Genomic DNA, 16,661 nt, shown 5'->3' with positions numbered 1-16,661 from the left:
GATCAGCCTATGAGGATGTTATGAACCAGCCCGTCATCACGTTGTGGTCCGATGCGAACTTTTTTTCTCCCTATGTCATGAGCGTATACGTTGCGCTGGCCGAAAAAGGGCTCACCTTTACGCTGAAGACCGTTGATCTCGACGGCGGTGAACATCTCAAACCACAGTGGCAGGGTTACGACCTGACCCGACGCGTGCCGGTGCTGGAGATTGACGGTTTTGCCCTGAGCGAATCGTCGGCGATCGATGAGTATCTGGAAGATCGGTTCGCCCCCCCGGAGTGGGAACGTATCTATCCTCACGATCTGCAAAAGCGCGCGCGGGCGCGGCAGATCCAGGCGTGGCTGCGTAGCGATCTGGTGCCGATTCGCGTCGAACGCTCGACGGACGTCGTGTTTGCCGGGGTGAAAAAGCCGGCGCTGAGCGCAGAAGGTGTAGAAAGCGCGAAGAAACTGATTGAAACCGCCACCTCGCTGCTTGCCCATGGCAACCCGAATCTTTTTGGCGAGTGGTGCATTGCCGACGCCGATCTGGCGTTGATGCTAAACCGCCTGATCCTCAACGGTGATGAGGTGCCGCAGCTGCTGGTGGATTATGCTGCGTTTCAGTGGCAGCGTGCCTCCGTGCAGCGCTATGTGGCACTCTCGGCTAAGCGCGCGGGCTGATAAGCCCAGACGCTTAAGGTATGATGGGGGCAGTCTGTTTTACCGAGGTGTGACTGATGAAACTGATGTTTGCGTCGGATATCCATGGATCGCTGCCCGCAACCGAGCGTGTCCTTTCCCTGTTTGAGAAAAGCAGTGCACAGTGGCTGATTATTTTGGGCGACGTGCTGAATCACGGCCCGCGCAACGCGCTGCCGGAAGGCTATGACCCTGCGCGGGTCGCGGAAAAACTCAACCCGTATGCCTCGCGCATCATCGCCGTTCGCGGCAACTGTGACAGCGAAGTGGACCAGATGCTGCTGCATTTTCCCATTACCGCGCCGTGGCAGCAGGTGCTGCTCGAACAACACCGCCTGTTCCTGACCCACGGACATCTTTTCAGCCCGGATAATCTCCCGGCTCTCGCGGCTGGCGATGTCCTGGTTTACGGTCATACTCATATTCCGGTTGCGGAAAAACGCGGTGAGATTTATCACTTTAATCCGGGCTCGGTCAGCATCCCAAAAGGCGGATATCCTGCGAGCTACGGCATGCTGGAAGGAAATACCCTGAGCGTTATCGCACTTAATGATCAGCAAGTTATTGCGCAGGTAGCGATTAATCCGTAAGTTACACCTCAACTGCAAACGCGCCGAAAGAGCGCTTAGAAGAGAAGGTTTCCCGATGGTGGAGCAGAGTCATTTGGCAAGTACAGAGTGGGTTGACATTGTCAGCGAAGAGAATGAAGTGATCGCGCAGGCCAGCCGCGAACAAATGCGTGCGGAGCGTCTGCGTCACCGCGCAACGTACATCGTTGTGCATGACGGTATGGGCAAAATTCTGGTCCAGCGCCGCACGAACACCAAAGATTTTCTCCCGGGTATGCTGGATGCCACCGCAGGCGGTGTCGTCCAGGCGGATGAGGTCCTGCTGGATTCTGCGCGTCGTGAAGCGGAAGAAGAATTAGGCATCGCCGGCGTGCCGTTTGCCGAGCACGGTCAGTTCTATTTCGAAGACGAAAACTGTCGCGTCTGGGGCGGGCTGTTTAGCTGCGTTTCTCACGGCCCGTTTGCCCTGCAGGAAGAAGAGGTGAGTGAAGTCTGCTGGATGACGCCGGAAGAAATTACCGCGCGTTGCGACGAGTTTACGCCGGATTCATTAAAAGCGCTGGCGCTGTGGATGACCCGCAACGCCAAAAACGAATCGACCAAATCAGAGAAAGAGGAAGAGGCTGAGTAAGCTTCAGCAACTCTCTCTCAGACACAGACTGGACGCGATGGGCTTTTGATCGCGCCAGTCGCCGCCAATCAGTCGCTCCAGTAGTGCTTTCCCGGCTTCAACTCCAATCTTACGATGCGGCACCGCCATCGTCGTCAGCGGCGGCTGACAGACGCGGCTCACGTCGCTATCGCCAAACCCTACCACTGCCAGATCGTCCGGCACTTTGATTCGCCTGCGCTGGCACTCGTATAGCGCGCCGCAGGCCAGCTCGTCAGAGACGCATACCAGCGCATCCAGCTCCGGCCACGCCAGCAGGAATTCAGGCAGCTGCGCCGCGCCGGTCGAGAAGCTCGGCGGCATCGCCGCGTTAATGACCCGGTTCGGCGACATATGGTGGCGAAGCATGGCCTTGTACCAGCCCTGCAGATGCTGCTGGAAAATCCACTGCTCCTGGTTGGCGCACAGGAGGCCAATATTTTGGTAGCCGCGCTTAATCACCATTTCCGTGAGCTCATACATGGCCGCTACGTTATCAATCCCGATATTCATATCAATCGGGTCGGCGCGCATGGCGCCCATCTCCATCACCGGAATAGAGGCGTTTTTCAGCCAGTGGCGAACGGTATCGGTATGTTCAACGCTGAGCAGGATAGCGGCGGCAATGTTCGACGCCAGCAGCGTCTCCAGCAGTTTCTCCTCCTGCTCCAGGCGATGCTGGGATTCTGCCAGCATGATCTGATACCCGGCAGGCTGCAGCACCTGCTGTAGCCCGGCGAACATCTCCGAGCAGCCGGCTTCGGAGAGGTTGGGCACCACCATGGCTATCGTCCATGACGACGCCGAGGCAAGCGCGCTGGCGGCAAGATTAGGCATATAACCCAGCTCCTGCACGGCAGCTTCAATTTTTTCTCGTAGTTTATCGGAAACCTGCTCGGGCGTGCGAAGCGCACGGGACACGGTCATCGTGCCCACACCGGCAAGCTGTGCGACATCGGCGAGTGTCACTTTACCAGTACTGCGCCGTTTTCGGGTTAGAGACATACACCTTCCTGCTGACCAGACGCGTTCTTCATTTCCTTCGCTTCACGTGACAGGCAGTATACGCCTTAAATCCCTTTTTTTGCTGTGATTTAGCGCCGTGAATGTAATTTGATAGCGCTATCACATTTCTGCATGTTAACGATTGGTAGCGCTATCTTTGTGATCCCGATCGCAGTCATCCAGCGATGTGTTGAATAAAGTTTGCTCATCTTTAGCGTGTCGCGGGAGTAAAAAGTGCTCAAAAAATGGATATATGATACAACCATCACGCTGCAGGATAGCGTGGAAAACTGGCCGCAGGCGCTGGAGCTGTGCGCGAAGCCGCTGCTGGATTTGCAGGTGATTGAGCCTGAATACGTCACGGCCATCATCCAGCAGCACCACACGTTAGGACCTTATTATGTGCTGGCACCAGGGCTGGCGATGCCGCATGCGCGGCCGGAGGAAGGCGCCAAAGGACTGGGGTTGTCGTTATTAAAACTAAAACAGAGCGTCTCGTTTGGTGCCGGTGAGTTTGACCCTGTCGATGTGATTATCATGCTCGCGGCACCGGACAAACATAGCCATATTGAAATGATATCCGCACTCGCGGAATTATTTTCCAGCGACGAGGATATGGAGAAACTGCATCAGGCGAATACGCGGGAGGAAATTAAAACAATTATTAACCGCTTCTGATTTAATTCTGTAATCCGGTTTTTCACAACATTATGCGTCAGCGTGATGGGGCGTACTCTACTCAAAATAAGGGGACAACAATGAAAATCATGGCTATTTGCGGTTCTGGCCTGGGCAGCAGTTTTATGGTCGAAATGAATATAAAAAAGGTGCTCAAAAAGCTGGAGATTGAGGCTGAGGTTGAACATTCCGATCTCTCCTCGGCCACGCCGGGCGCGGCCGACCTGTTCGTGATGGCAAAAGACATTGCGGCCAGCGCCAGCGTGCCGGAAAGCCAGCTGGTGGTGATCAACAACATCATCGACATCAACGAACTTGAAGCGCAGCTGCGCGCCTGGTTCGAAAGACAATAACCCTGATAAGGCGAGGTGGATATGTTTATCCTTGAAACGCTGAATTTCGTTGTTGATATTTTAAAAGTCCCTTCGGTGCTGGTCGGTTTAATTGCGCTTATTGGTCTGGTTGCGCAGAAAAAAGCGTTTTCGGACGTGGTGAAAGGAACCATTAAAACTATTCTGGGCTTTATTGTACTGGGCGGCGGTGCCACCGTGCTGGTCGGGTCATTAAATCCTTTAGGCGGTATGTTCGAACACGCCTTTACGATTCAGGGCATTATTCCAAACAATGAAGCGATTGTCTCCATTGCGCTGGAAAAATACGGTGCAGCGACCGCGCTGATTATGGCCTTCGGCATGGTGGCAAATATTATCGTCGCGCGCTTTACTCGCCTGAAGTACATCTTCCTGACCGGGCACCACACGTTTTACATGGCGTGCATGATTGGCGTGATCCTGACGGTAGCAGGCTTTGAGGGCGTGGGTCTGGTCTTTACCGGCTCGCTGATCCTCGGCCTGATCATGGCTTTCTTCCCGGCGATTGCGCAGCGCTACATGAAGCGCATTACCGGCAACGATGAGATTGCCTTCGGCCACTTTGGCACGCTGGGCTACGTGCTGTCGGGCTGGATTGGCAGCAAGGTCGGCAAAGGCTCCCGCTCAACCGAAGAGATGAACCTGCCGAAGAATCTGAGCTTCCTGCGCGACAGCTCGATCTCCATTTCCCTGACCATGATGATTATCTACCTGATCATGGCGGTGAGCGCCGGGCGCGAGTACGTCGAGGCTACCTTCAGCGCCGGCCAGAACTACCTCGTCTACGCCATCATCATGGCAATCACCTTTGCGGCGGGGGTGTTCATTATCCTGCAGGGCGTACGCCTGATTCTGGCAGAAATCGTCCCGGCCTTTACCGGCTTCTCGGAGAAACTGGTGCCGAACGCGCGTCCTGCGCTGGACTGCCCGGTGGTGTACCCCTATGCGCCAAACGCGGTGCTGATTGGCTTCCTGTTCAGCTTCCTCGGCGGGATTGTGGGGTTGTTCATCTGCGGTCAGTTTAGCTGGGTGCTGATCCTCCCGGGCGTCGTGCCGCACTTCTTCACCGGCGCAACGGCGGGCGTGTTCGGTAACGCCACCGGTGGACGTCGCGGGGCGATGATCGGTGCGTTTGCCAACGGCCTGCTGATTACCTTCCTGCCGGTCCTGTTGCTGCCGGTACTGGGCGCCATTGGTTTTGCCAACACCACCTTCTCGGACGCCGACTTCGGCGCGGTCGGGATTGTGCTCGGCAACCTGGCGCGCTTCCTGTCGCCGCTGGCCATCACCGGGCTGGTCGTGGCGCTGTTTGCGCTGCTGGTGGCGTACAACATCTTCGCGAAAAACAAACCTGCAGGCGGTAACGCGCAGGAAAACACCGGAGCCAAATCATGAATGAGAAAGAGATAACCGAACTCGCGCGTCAGATCCGTCTTGAGACGCTGAAGTCGCTGACGCAGCTGGGCTTTGGACACTATGGCGGCAGCATGTCGGTGGTTGAAACGCTGGCCGTGCTCTACGGCGCGGTGATGAAAATCGACCCGGCGGATCCGGACTGGCCGGAGCGAGACTACTTTGTCCTGTCGAAAGGCCATGCGGGCCCGGCGCTCTACAGCACGCTGGCGATCAAGGGCTACTTCCCGGTGGAAGAGCTGAGCACGCTGAACCAGAACGGCACGCGCCTGCCGAGCCACCCGGACCGCCTGAAAACGCGCGGCGTAGATGCTACCACCGGTTCGCTGGGACAGGGGATTTCCATCGCCGGCGGTATGGCGCTGTCGCACAGGCTGGCCGGGCGACCGAATCGGGTCTTCTGCATCGTCGGCGACGGCGAGCTGAACGAGGGGCAGTGCTGGGAAGCATTCCAGTTTATTGCTCACCATCGCCTGAACAACCTGACGGTATTTGTCGACTGGAACAAACAGCAGCTCGACGGCGAGCTGGACGAGATCATCAGCGCGTTCGACCTGGAGGGGAAATTCCGCGCCTTTGGCTTTGACGTGGCGACGGTGAAGGGGGACGACATTCCGGGTCTGCTGGCAGTGACGTCGCGGATCCTGGCAGCCGATGCGCGTCCGTTAGTCGTCATCCTCGACAGCATCAAAGGCCAGGGGGTGCCGTATCTGGAGCAGCTCAGCAACTCGCACCACCTGCGATTGACCGCGGAGAGCAAAGCGGCCCTCAACGAAACGATTCGCCAACTGGAGGCTTCACATGATTAAGGTTGCACCGGCAGGACAGAAAGACGCCGTTGAGATGCGTAAGGTCTACGCTGGCTTCGTGGCAAAACAGATTGAGGCCGGAAGCGACATCATTGCGCTCGAAGCAGACCTGATGAGCTCGATGGCGATGGACGGCGTAGCGCGCGATTATCCGCAGCACGTGATTAACTGCGGCATTATGGAGGCCAACGTCATCGGCACGGCGGCGGGGCTGTCGCTTACCGGACGCAAGCCGTTCGTTCACACCTTCACCGCCTTTGCCAGCCGCCGCTGTTTTGACCAGCTGTTTATGTCTCTGGACTATCAGCGAAACAACGTGAAGGTGATTGCTTCAGACGCGGGCGTGACGGCCTGCCACAACGGCGGAACGCATATGTCGTTTGAGGATATGGGCATCGTGCGCGGTCTGGCGCATTCGGTGGTGCTGGAGATGACCGACGCGGTGATGTTCGAGGACGTGCTGCGCCAGCTTATCGATCTCGACGGCTTTTACTGGGTACGGACCATCCGTAAGCAGGCACCGAGCGTGTATGCGCCTGGCTCAACCTTCACAATCGGCAAAGGCAACGTGCTGCGCGAAGGAACCGATATTACCCTGATTGCCAACGGCATCATGGTGTCGGAAGCGCTGGAAGCCGCGCGCCAGCTTGAGCAGGAGGGCGTCAGCGCGGCGGTCATCGACATGTTTACCCTGAAGCCTATCGACCGGATGCTGGTGAAAAACTACGCCGAGAAGACCGGGCGCATCGTCACCTGTGAAAACCACAGCATTCACAACGGCCTCGGGTCGGCGGTGGCGGAAGTGCTGGTGGAAACCTGCCCGGTGCCGATGCGGCGGGTGGGCGTTAAGGAGCGTTATGGCCAGGTGGGGACGCAGGATTTTCTGCAGAAAGAGTATGGCCTGACGGCACATGACATTGTATCGGCGGCGCGCGAGCTGCTGTAAATAAAAAAGGCGACCGGTTAAGTGGTCGCCTTTCTTGCCCGGTAAGCGCTAGCGCCACCGGGCTTTTTAACATTACTGCTGCTGCGAAGACTGGATCGCCGTCAGCGCGATGGTGTAAACGATATCGTCTACCAGTGCGCCACGAGACAGGTCGTTCACAGGTTTACGCATGCCCTGCAGCATTGGCCCGATGGAGATCAGGTCGGCAGAACGCTGTACCGCTTTGTAAGTGGTGTTACCGGTGTTCAGATCCGGGAAGATGAACACGGTAGCGCGGCCTGCAACCGGCGAGTTCGGCGCTTTAGATTTTGCAACGTCAGCCATAACCGCGGCGTCGTACTGCAGCGGGCCGTCGATCATCAGATCAGGACGTTTTTCCTGCGCAATACGGGTCGCTTCACGCACTTTCTCTACATCGCTACCTGCACCTGAGGTGCCGGTGGAGTAGGAGAGCATCGCCACGCGCGGCTCGATACCGAAAGCGGTCGCGGAGTCCGCGGACTGGATAGCGATCTCGGCCAGCTGCTCTGCAGTTGGATCCGGGTTGATCGCGCAGTCGCCGTAAACGTAAACCTGTTCAGGCAGCAGCATGAAGAACACGGAAGAAACCAGAGAGCTGCCTGGCGCGGTTTTGATCAGCTGCAGCGGTGGACGGATGGTGTTCGCCGTGGTGTGAACCGCACCGGAAACCAGACCGTCAACTTCGTCCTGCTCCAGCATCAGCGTGCCCAGCACTACGTTGTCTTCCAGCTGCTCGCGCGCAACGGCTTCGGTCATGCCCTTGCTCTTACGCAGCTCAACCAGACGGGCCACGTAGCTTTCGCGAACCACTTCTGGGTCAACGATTTCGATGCCAGCACCCAGCTCAACGCCCTGAGAGGCCGCTACGCGGTTAATCTCATCCGGGTTACCCAGCAGCACACAGGTCGCGATGCCGCGCTCTGCACAGATAGCCGCTGCTTTAACGGTACGTGGTTCATCGCCTTCTGGCAGAACAACGCGTTTGCCCGCTTTGCGCGCCAGCTCGGTCAGCTGGTAACGGAATGCTGGAGGAGACAGACGACGGCTGCGCTCGGAGGTCGCGGTCAGGGATTCGATCCAGTCTGCGTTGATGTAGCCAGCAACGTATTCCTGAACTTTCTCGATACGCTCGTGATCATCAACCGGCACTTCCAGGTTGAAGCTCTGCAGGCTCAGGGAGGTCTGCCAGGTGTTGGTGTTCACCATGAAGACCGGCAGACCGGTGGCGAACGCGCGTTCGCACAGCTTGCTGACGCGCGGGTCCATCTCGTAGGCACCGGTCAGCAGGATCGCACCGATTTCCACACCGTTCATCGCGGCCAGGCACGCTGCAACCAGCACGTCTGGACGGTCTGCGGAGGTCACCAGCAGGGAACCTGCGCGGAAGTGTTCCAGCATGTGCGGAATGCTGCGCGCACAGAAGGTTACTGACTTCACGCGGCGAGTGTTGATGTCACCTTCGTTAACGATGGTGGCGTTAAGGTGGCGCGCCATATCGATTGCACGGGTGGCAATCAGATCGAAGCTCCATGGCACCGCGCCCAGAACCGGAAGCGGGCTGGATTCCTGCAGCTTAGCCGGGTCAACTTTGATGACTTTCGCTTTGGACGAGTCGTCGAAGATCTCGGACAGGTCAGGGCGAGTACGGCCCTGCTCATCCACTGGCGCGTTCAGCTTGTTGACGATCACGCCGGTGATGTTGGTGTTTTTCGCGCCGCCGAAGCTGCTGCGCGTCAGTTCGATACGCTCGTTCAGCTGCTCTGGGGTATCAGTGCCCTGAGACATCACGAAAACGATCTCTGCGTTCAGGGTTTTCGCGATTTCGAAGTTCAGAGACTGCGCAAACTGGTGTTTGCGGGTTGGCACCAGACCTTCAACCAGCACCACTTCCGCGTCTTGCGCGTTAGCATGGTAGTTGGCGATGATCTCTTCCATCAGCACGTCTTTCTGGTTGCTGGAGAGCAGAGACTCAACGTGGCTCATCTTCAGCGGTTCGGCCGCCGGCAGATTGGAGTTCTTGCGAACGATGGTGGTGGTCTGGTCTGGCGCATCGCCACCGGCACGTGGCTGGGCAATTGGCTTAAAGACGCTCAGACGAACGCCTTTGCGTTCCATAGCACGGATAACGCCAAGGCTGACGCTGGTCAGGCCGACGCTGGTTCCGGTAGGGATCAGCATAATAGTACGGGACACGGTTTATCCTCTTTCGTTACCGCCGCAATTGGGCGGGTTACAAAACAGCACCGCCAGCATTGCTGGCGGTGTGGAATCAGGCAGTCAGGCGGTGCGCGTCTTGCGCAATAACCAGCTCTTCGTTAGTTGGGATTACGAGAGCAGGGCGGGTGCCTTCTTTGTTGATGAAGCCAGACTTGCCGAAGCGGGCAGCCAGGTTACGCTCGTGATCAACGTCGAAGCCCAGAACGCCCAGTTTGCCCAGGGACAGTTCACGAACCATTGCCGCGTTCTCACCGATACCACCGGTGAAGATAACCGCGTCCAGACGGCCTTCCATCAGCGCAGTGTAAGAGCCGATGTACTTCGCCAGACGGTGGCAGTAAACGTCCATTGCACGTTTAGCGTCTTCTTTCTCTGCGTAGTTGTCTTCAACGTAACGGCAGTCGCTGGTGACTTCGGTCAGACCCAGCAGGCCAGACTCTTTCGTCAGCATTTTGTTGATCTGGTCAACGCTCATGCCCAGGGTGTCGTGCAGGTGGAAGATGATCGCCGGGTCGATGTCACCGGAACGGGTACCCATCACCAGACCTTCCAGCGGGGTCAGACCCATGGAGGTATCAACACATTTACCGTTGCGGATAGCCGAAACAGAACCACCGTTGCCCAGGTGGCAGGTGATGATGTTCAGTTCTTCAACCGGCTTGTTCAGCACTTTTGCGGCTTCCTGAGTCACATAGAAGTGGCTGGTGCCGTGCGCGCCGTAACGACGTACGCCATGTTCTTTGTACAGGCTGTATGGCAGGGCATAGAGGTAAGACTCTTCCGGCATGGTCTGATGGAACGCGGTATCGAATACGGCCACGTTTTTGTCTTTCAGATTCGGGAAGGATTTCAGTGCTTCAGCGATACCGATCAGGTGAGCCGGGTTGTGCAGCGGTGCGAAGGACGCAGAGTCCTTGATGCCCTGGATCACAGATTCGTCGATAACGACGGAGCTGGTGTATTTTTCGCCGCCGTGGACGATACGGTGACCAATCGCAGTCAGCTGAGCAGACAGTTCTGGTTTTTGTGCCAGAATAGTGTTAACGATAAAGTTCAGCGCTTCACTGTGAGCGGCGCCTGCACCTAAAGCCGCTTCTTGTTTGCTGCCGTCCATCTTCCACTTGATGCGTGCTTCAGGCAGATGGAAACATTCGGCCAAACCAGAGAGGTATTCGTCACCGTTGAGCGCATCGATGATGGCGAATTTCAGTGAGGAGCTACCGCAGTTCAGAACCAGTACTAACTTACTCGACATGGAAGTACCTATTATTGATACGTGGCTAAAAAAACGTCAGTGAGTCTAACAGCGTAACGCATGATGACTCGGACATTTATGATTAACATCATGCCAAACGAACATTGTGGCATGATGGAAGAAATAACTATGATTTTATGCCATTTTGCACAATTTTCAGCCAATGGCATAATATGCAATAATTTGACGAGCTAATGATTCTCGTCTATGGCCCTATCAGGCTGGCACAGGATACCCGATACGGGGTAGAGATGACAAAATATTTTGAACGTTGTCATAGCTTGTTGTGGTTTTGCACGAAAATTTTAATTTTTATATGTGAAGTTGAGGTACAGCCATGTCGACACCAGAGAACCCGTCCGTAAATTTCTTCAGTCTGTTTCGTCGGGGACAGCATTATGCAAAGACGTGGCCAATGGAAAAGCGCCTTGCGCCGATGTTTATTGAGAATCGCACCATCCGCGCCACGCGCTATGCGATTCGCTTTATGCCGCCTGTCGCTGTCTTTACGCTGTGCTGGCAGATTGCGCTGGGTGGGCAGCTTGGACCTGCCGTCGCCACGGCGCTCTTCGCATTAAGCCTGCCGATGCAGGGCCTGTGGTGGTTAGGTAAACGGTCCATCACGCCACTTCCACCTTCTATTTTACACTGGTTTTATGAAGTGCGCGGTAAGCTTGAAGAGGCCGGGCAGGCGCTCGCCCCGGTTGAAGGCAAGCCGGATTACCAGGCGCTGGCGGACACGTTAAAGCGTGCTTTTAAGCAACTGGATAAAACATTCCTCGATGATTTGTGATTGATCATCGAAACGACGACGAAAAGAAGGCACAGTAACAATCAGTTACCGTGTCTTTTTTTTAAGTGCAATGCGCTACAGGAGTCGAAAGATGGAAATGACCCATGCTCAACGTCTGATTTTGTCTAACCAGTACAAGATGATGACTATGCTTGATCCCGATAACGCTGCGCGCTACAGCCGCCTGCAAACCATCGTCGAACGCGGCTTTGGTTTGCAAATGCGTGAACTGGACCGCGAGTTTGGCGAGCTGAAAGAAGAAACCTGCCGCATCGTGATCGACATTATGGAGATGTATCACGCTCTGCACGTGTCATGGACGAATCTCAAAGATCGGCAGTCGATTGACGAGCGCCGCGTGACCTTTTTAGGCTTTGATGCCGCAACGGAAGCGCGTTATCTGAGCTATGTTCGTTTTATGGTGAATACGGAAGGGCGTTATACCCACTTTGACGCGGGCACCCACGGCTTCAACGCGCAGACCCCGATGTGGGATAAGTATCAGCGCATGCTGAGCGCGTGGCATGCCTGTCCGCGTCAGTACCATTTAAGCAGCAACGAAATTCAACAAATCATTAATGCCTGACGGAGGTGCGTGTGCAGTGTAGAGGTTTTCTGTTTGATCTGGACGGTACGCTGGTGGACTCGCTGCCGGTTGTTGAGCGTTCATGGTGCCATTGGGCTGACAGACATGGCATCGACCATCAGGACGTGCTGAATTTTATCCATGGCAAACAGGCCATCACCTCGCTACGGCACTTCCTGGCCGGACGCACTGAGGACGAAATTCAGGCGGAGTTCAAATACCTGGAGCATATTGAAGCCACCGATACTGACGGCATCACCGCATTACCGGGCGCGCGCGAACTGCTTGAGCATTTGAACGAGGCGCAGATCCCGTGGGCTATCGTCACCTCCGGTTCCGTACCGGTTGCCCACGCCCGACACAAGGCGGCAGGGTTGCCGACGCCTGACGTGTTTATTACGGCGGAGCGCGTGAAGCGGGGTAAACCGGAGCCTGATGCATTTTTACTGGGCGCTGAACTGCTGGGCCTCGACCCGGCAGAGTGCGTGGTGGTGGAAGATGCGGCGGCAGGCGTACTGGCCGGGCTGAACGCAGGAAGCCACGTCATCGCCGTTAACGTTCCGGCGGGATCTCCCCGCCTGGAGGAGGCAGATTTGGTGCTCGATTCACTGACGGCACTGGCTGTTTCGAAAGCCTCTGATGGTGTTGTAACCGTCTCGCTAAAAATGTAAACCCATGATATAGCCCCACGCTGATGGGGCTTTTTTATGGCAAAATTTCTCATCTCCCACTGACAAGGACATGTTGTGAACGGTGAACTGATTTGGGTCCTGAGCCTGCTTTTAATCGCCATCCTTCTTTTTGCAACGGGCAAGGTACGCATGGACGCCGTCGCCCTGTTTGTCATCGTCGCGTTTGTGCTGAGCGGTACGCTCACGCTGCCGGAAGCCTTCTCCGGGTTTAGCGATCCCAACGTTATCCTGATTGCAGCCCTGTTTATTATTGGTGATGGGCTGGTGCGCACCGGCGTGGCGACTATTGTGGGGTCGTGGCTAGTGAAAGTGGCGGGCAGCAGCGAAACCAAAATGTTGATCTACCTGATGGTGACCGTCGCCGGGCTGGGAGCGTTTATGAGCTCCACGGGCGTGGTCGCCATCTTTATCCCGGTGGTGCTGAGCGTTTCCATGCGGATGCAGAGCTCGCCGTCGCGCCTGATGATGCCCCTGAGTTTCGCCGGTTTGATCAGCGGAATGATGACGTTGGTGGCAACCCCGCCGAACCTGGTCGTCAACAGCGAGCTGATCCGGGAAGGATTTGAGGGCTTCAGTTTTTTCAGCGTCACCCCGCTTGGGCTGGTTATTCTTGTAATGGGCGTGGTCTACATGCTGCTGACCCGTTTTGCCCTTAAAGGTGAAAGACAGGACAAAAATAAAGAAGGATGGAAGCGACGCACCTTCCGCGATTTGATTAAAGAGTACCGCCTTACCGGGCGCGCGCGCCGTCTGGCTATTCGCCCCGGCTCGCCGATGGTGGGACAGCGGCTGGATGACCTGAAGCTGCGTGAGCGGTATGGCGCGAACGTGATCGGCGTAGAGCGCTGGCGTCGTTTTCGTCGGGTGATCGTCAACGTCAACGGGGTGTCGGAATTCCGCGCGCGGGACGTCCTGCTGATTGATATGTCCACCGCCGATGTGGACCTGCGCGAGTTCTGCAGCGAACAGCTGCTGGAGCCGATGGTGCTGCGCGGGGAGTATTTCTCCGATCAGGCGCTGGATGTCGGCATGGCCGAAGTATCGCTCATCCCTGAATCGGAGCTGTTGGGCAAAACCGTGCGGGAAATGGGGTTCCGAACCCGCTATGGCCTGAACGTCGTGGGGCTGAAGCGCGATGGCGTAGCGATAGAAGGGGCGGTAGTGGATGAGCCGATCCTGCTGGGCGATATCTTCCTGGTTGTCGGTAACTGGAAGCTGATTAGCCAGCTAGGGCAAAAAGGACGCGATTTTGTGGTGCTCAACATGCCTGTTGAGGAGAGCGACGCGTCGCCTGCGCACAGCCAGGCGCCTCACGCTATTTTTTGTCTGGTGCTGATGGTCGCGCTGATGCTGACCGATGAAATTCCCAATCCGGTCGCGGCAATCATCGCCTGCCTGTTGATGGGTAAATTCCGCTGTATTGACGCCGAAAGCGCCTATAAAGCCGTTCACTGGCCGAGCATTATTCTCATCGTCGGGATGATGCCTTTCGCCCTGGCGTTGCAAAAAACCGGTGGCGTGGATCTGATCGTTAAAGGCTTAATGGACGTCGGCGGCGGGTATGGGCCGTACATGATGATGGTCTGCCTGTTTATCATGTGCGCCACCATCGGTCTGTTTATCTCGAATACCGCGACGGCGGTTCTGATGGCGCCTATCGCGCTGGCGATGGCAAAGTCCATGGGCGTTTCGCCGTACCCGTTTGCGATGATGGTGGCGATGGCCGCTTCCGCGGCATTTATGACGCCGGTCTCTTCTCCGGTAAACACGCTGGTGCTGGGGCCGGGGAACTATCGATTCAGCGATTTCGTAAAGCTGGGCGTGCCGTTCACCGTGCTGGTGATGGTGGTGTGCGTGGTATTGATACCGGTCCTGTTCCCGTTTTAAGCGTGAGTGCAGAAACGTAGGCCGGGTAAGGCGAAGCCGCCACCCGGCGAAAAATTACAACGGCGAATCCTGACTGATCTCATCCAACGATAAATGGAAGCTCGGTACGAACACCTGCATAAAATAATCCATCTCTTCGCTGCGGCGGGATTCTAGCGTTTTTTCCAGGCGCGTTTTTGCCAGTAAAAATTCGTTATTCCCTGCGGACAACTCTTCGAGACACTTCAGATAGGCGCAGAGCGCGTCGGCCTGTTTGACCAGCGACTTTTCATCTTCCGTGTACTGATGCTCATCGATGAGCGGCTCAAAGATGTCGCGCAACTCATCCGGCACCATGTCGATCAGCTTCTGCTGGGCAATCTTCTCGATGGCCTTATATTCCTGCGCAATTTGCGAGTTGAAATATTTCACCGGAGTAGGCAGGTCGCCGGTCAGCACTTCTGACGCATCGTGGTACATCGCCAGCAGGGCGATGCGCTCTGCATTGACCTGACCGTTGAATTTGCGGTTTTTAATGGCGGCCAGCGCGTGAGCGACCATGGCAACCTGCAGGCTGTGCTCTGACACGTTCTCTGTGCGCACGTTGCGCATCAGCGGCCAGCGGTTGATGAGTTTCAGGCGGGAGAGGTGGGCAAAGAAATGACTCTGACTCATAGGATACCTTTTGTCTTCACTGCGACAGGCGTTCATTGTGCGGGGAGGGGAGGGAAGATGCAAATCAGGCTACCGAAGTAGCCTGATTTTAAGATTACTGATGGTAACCAGAGAGGAAGCGACCAAAGCGGCTGATGGCCATTTCGAGGTCATCTTCGCGCGGCAGCGTCACGATGCGCACATGATCCGGCCACGGCCAGTTAAACGCCGTGCCCTGGACCAGCAGCACTTTTTCCTGCAGCAGGAAATCAAGCACCATTTTCTGATCATCGTGAATATTGAAGCGCTTCGCGTCAATTTTCGGGAACATATAGAGCGCCCCATTCGGCTTCACGCAGGAGACGCCCGGGATATCGTTGATCAGCTCCCACGCGCGGTTACGCTGTTCGTAAAGGCGTCCACCGGGCACGATGAACTCGCTAATGCTCTGATAACCACCCAGCGCCGTCTGGATTGCGTGCTGCGCCGGAACGTTGGCACATAAACGCATGGAGGCCAGCATCTCCAGCCCTTCAATATAGCCTTTGGCGTGCTTTTTCGGACCGTTTAATACCATCCAGCCCTGACGGAAACCGGCCACGCGGTAGGTTTTAGACAGGCCGTTAAAGGTGACGGTCAGCAGATCCGGGGCCAGCGCTGCGATTGAGTGGTGCTGTGCCGCGTCGTACAGGATCTTGTCGTAAATTTCGTCGGCAAAGATGATCAGGTTGTGCTGGCGGGCGAGCTCGACTATCTCCATCAGCAGCTCTTTTGAGTATACCGCGCCCGTTGGATTGTTCGGGTTAATGATCACGATGCCGCGCGTGCGGGGCGTGATTTTTGCGCGAATATCATCGAGGTCCGGGAACCAGTCGGAGGACTCGTCGCAAAGATAGTGCACGGCCTTACCGCTGGACAGGGATACTGCAGCCGTCCACAGCGGATAGTCCGGTGCGGGAACCAGCATTTCGTCCCCGCTGTTCAGCAGCGCCTGCATCGCCTGCACGATCAGTTCGGAGACGCCGTTGCCAATATAAATATCTTCAACGGTAACATCACGCATGCCGCGTGCCTGGTAATGCTGCATGATGGCTTTACGTGCGGAGTAAAGTCCTTTTGAATCGCAATAGCCTTGTGCAGTAGGAAGGTTGCGGATCACATCAACCAGAATTTCATCCGGCGCTTCAAAACCAAATGGCGCAGGGTTACCAATGTTGAGTTTCAGAACCTTGTTGCCCTCTTCTTCAAGGCGTTTTGCCTCTTTCAGAACCGGGCCGCGGATGTCATAACAGACGTTATCTAGCTTGCTGGATTTTTCGATAGGGGACATGAACCTTTAACCTTTTCGCTATTATTGCCGCTCCCTGCCGTGGAAGTCAGCACGGAATAATGTACTCCCCCCTCGCTTCGTTTTGAAGGGTGTGCAGTAGAAGATTTTGTGCCGGCAGCAAAAA

At 56.1% G+C, this 16,661-nt stretch carries 17 protein-coding genes; 12 read left to right on the top strand and 5 right to left on the bottom strand.

Annotation, left to right across the window (positions count from 1 at the left end; translation table 11 throughout):
- Nucleotides 1–20: 20 nt before the first annotated feature.
- From yfcF to yfcD, 3 genes are read left to right on the top strand one after another with little or no spacing between them, the layout of a single operon-like run.
- Nucleotides 21–665, top strand: a complete 645-nt coding sequence (gene yfcF, locus AB3N39_RS14625; RefSeq protein WP_127731800.1) for a glutathione transferase — start codon at nucleotides 21–23, stop codon at nucleotides 663–665.
- A gap of 56 nt (nucleotides 666–721) precedes the next feature.
- Nucleotides 722–1,273 carry a phosphodiesterase gene (gene yfcE, locus AB3N39_RS14620; protein ID WP_143345350.1) on the top strand — a complete coding sequence of 184 codons (552 nt, stop codon included), beginning with the start codon at nucleotides 722–724 and terminating at the stop codon, nucleotides 1,271–1,273.
- A 55-nt stretch (nucleotides 1,274–1,328) separates the two neighbouring features.
- Complete coding sequence (gene yfcD, locus AB3N39_RS14615) at nucleotides 1,329–1,883, top strand: NUDIX hydrolase YfcD (protein WP_127731796.1); 555 nt, start codon at nucleotides 1,329–1,331, stop codon at nucleotides 1,881–1,883.
- Between the two features lie 3 nt (nucleotides 1,884–1,886).
- On the opposite strand, the gene AB3N39_RS14610 is transcribed toward yfcD, so the two are convergent.
- Complete coding sequence (locus AB3N39_RS14610) at nucleotides 1,887–2,906, bottom strand: LacI family DNA-binding transcriptional regulator (protein WP_133294858.1); 1,020 nt, start codon at nucleotides 2,904–2,906, stop codon at nucleotides 1,887–1,889.
- A gap of 234 nt (nucleotides 2,907–3,140) precedes the next feature.
- Here AB3N39_RS14610 and AB3N39_RS14605 point away from each other — a divergent pair, with 234 nt between their 5' ends.
- From AB3N39_RS14605 to AB3N39_RS14585, 5 genes are all read left to right on the top strand, one after another.
- Nucleotides 3,141–3,584 (top strand): PTS sugar transporter subunit IIA, encoded by a 444-nt coding sequence (locus tag AB3N39_RS14605; protein ID WP_367896832.1) that lies wholly within the window; start codon nucleotides 3,141–3,143, stop codon nucleotides 3,582–3,584.
- An 80-nt stretch (nucleotides 3,585–3,664) separates the two neighbouring features.
- Complete coding sequence (locus tag AB3N39_RS14600) at nucleotides 3,665–3,937, top strand: PTS sugar transporter subunit IIB (protein ID WP_003861447.1); 273 nt, start codon at nucleotides 3,665–3,667, stop codon at nucleotides 3,935–3,937.
- Between the two features lie 21 nt (nucleotides 3,938–3,958).
- A complete protein-coding gene (locus AB3N39_RS14595) occupies nucleotides 3,959–5,350 on the top strand; it encodes a PTS ascorbate transporter subunit IIC (RefSeq protein ID WP_115875900.1) in 1,392 nt (463 codons plus the stop codon).
- The gene (locus AB3N39_RS14590) at nucleotides 5,347–6,177 is read left to right on the top strand and encodes a transketolase (protein ID WP_047174243.1); all 831 of its coding nucleotides are present in this window, start codon (nucleotides 5,347–5,349) and stop codon (nucleotides 6,175–6,177) included. Before AB3N39_RS14595 ends, AB3N39_RS14590 begins: the two co-directional genes overlap by 4 nt.
- Nucleotides 6,170–7,123 (top strand): transketolase family protein, encoded by a 954-nt coding sequence (locus AB3N39_RS14585; protein ID WP_133294857.1) that lies wholly within the window; start codon nucleotides 6,170–6,172, stop codon nucleotides 7,121–7,123. Before AB3N39_RS14590 ends, AB3N39_RS14585 begins: the two co-directional genes overlap by 8 nt.
- 72 nt (nucleotides 7,124–7,195) lie before the next feature.
- Here the strand turns inward: AB3N39_RS14585 and pta are convergent, their stop codons facing one another.
- Together pta and ackA are read right to left on the bottom strand one after the other, a co-directional pair.
- Complete coding sequence (gene pta / locus AB3N39_RS14580; RefSeq protein WP_045327913.1) at nucleotides 7,196–9,337, bottom strand: phosphate acetyltransferase; 2,142 nt, start codon at nucleotides 9,335–9,337, stop codon at nucleotides 7,196–7,198.
- Between the two features lie 76 nt (nucleotides 9,338–9,413).
- Nucleotides 9,414–10,616, bottom strand: coding sequence for an acetate kinase (ackA, locus tag AB3N39_RS14575; RefSeq protein ID WP_023312544.1), 1,203 nt, complete (start codon nucleotides 10,614–10,616; stop codon nucleotides 9,414–9,416).
- A gap of 337 nt (nucleotides 10,617–10,953) precedes the next feature.
- Between ackA and yfbV the strand changes: the two genes are divergently transcribed.
- The 4 genes from yfbV (at nucleotide 10,954) to AB3N39_RS14555 (ending at nucleotide 14,574) form a co-directional block, all read left to right on the top strand.
- Nucleotides 10,954–11,409 (top strand): terminus macrodomain insulation protein YfbV, encoded by a 456-nt coding sequence (gene yfbV, locus AB3N39_RS14570; protein WP_023312543.1) that lies wholly within the window; start codon nucleotides 10,954–10,956, stop codon nucleotides 11,407–11,409.
- Between the two features lie 91 nt (nucleotides 11,410–11,500).
- A complete protein-coding gene (locus AB3N39_RS14565) occupies nucleotides 11,501–11,995 on the top strand; it encodes a YfbU family protein (protein ID WP_023617380.1) in 495 nt (164 codons plus the stop codon).
- Between the two features lie 11 nt (nucleotides 11,996–12,006).
- Nucleotides 12,007–12,666 (top strand): sugar phosphatase, encoded by a 660-nt coding sequence (locus tag AB3N39_RS14560; protein ID WP_115875897.1) that lies wholly within the window; start codon nucleotides 12,007–12,009, stop codon nucleotides 12,664–12,666.
- A gap of 75 nt (nucleotides 12,667–12,741) precedes the next feature.
- Complete coding sequence (locus AB3N39_RS14555) at nucleotides 12,742–14,574, top strand: SLC13 family permease (RefSeq protein ID WP_133294856.1); 1,833 nt, start codon at nucleotides 12,742–12,744, stop codon at nucleotides 14,572–14,574.
- A 54-nt stretch (nucleotides 14,575–14,628) separates the two neighbouring features.
- Here the strand turns inward: AB3N39_RS14555 and yfbR are convergent, their stop codons facing one another.
- Both yfbR and alaA read right to left on the bottom strand, forming a co-directional pair.
- Nucleotides 14,629–15,228 carry a 5'-deoxynucleotidase gene (gene yfbR, locus AB3N39_RS14550; RefSeq protein WP_010433329.1) on the bottom strand — a complete coding sequence of 200 codons (600 nt, stop codon included), beginning with the start codon at nucleotides 15,226–15,228 and terminating at the stop codon, nucleotides 14,629–14,631.
- Nucleotides 15,229–15,322: 94 nt separating this feature from the next.
- Nucleotides 15,323–16,537, bottom strand: a complete 1,215-nt coding sequence (alaA, locus tag AB3N39_RS14545) for an alanine transaminase AlaA (protein ID WP_008500204.1) — start codon at nucleotides 16,535–16,537, stop codon at nucleotides 15,323–15,325.
- Nucleotides 16,538–16,661 lie beyond the last annotated feature (124 nt).

The sequence above is a fragment of the Enterobacter vonholyi genome (genome assembly GCF_040834095.1).
Lineage (GTDB): Bacteria > Pseudomonadota > Gammaproteobacteria > Enterobacterales > Enterobacteriaceae > Enterobacter > Enterobacter vonholyi.
Note: the sequence above shows the minus strand (reverse complement) of the source record. Positions and strands in the feature narration are given on the sequence as shown.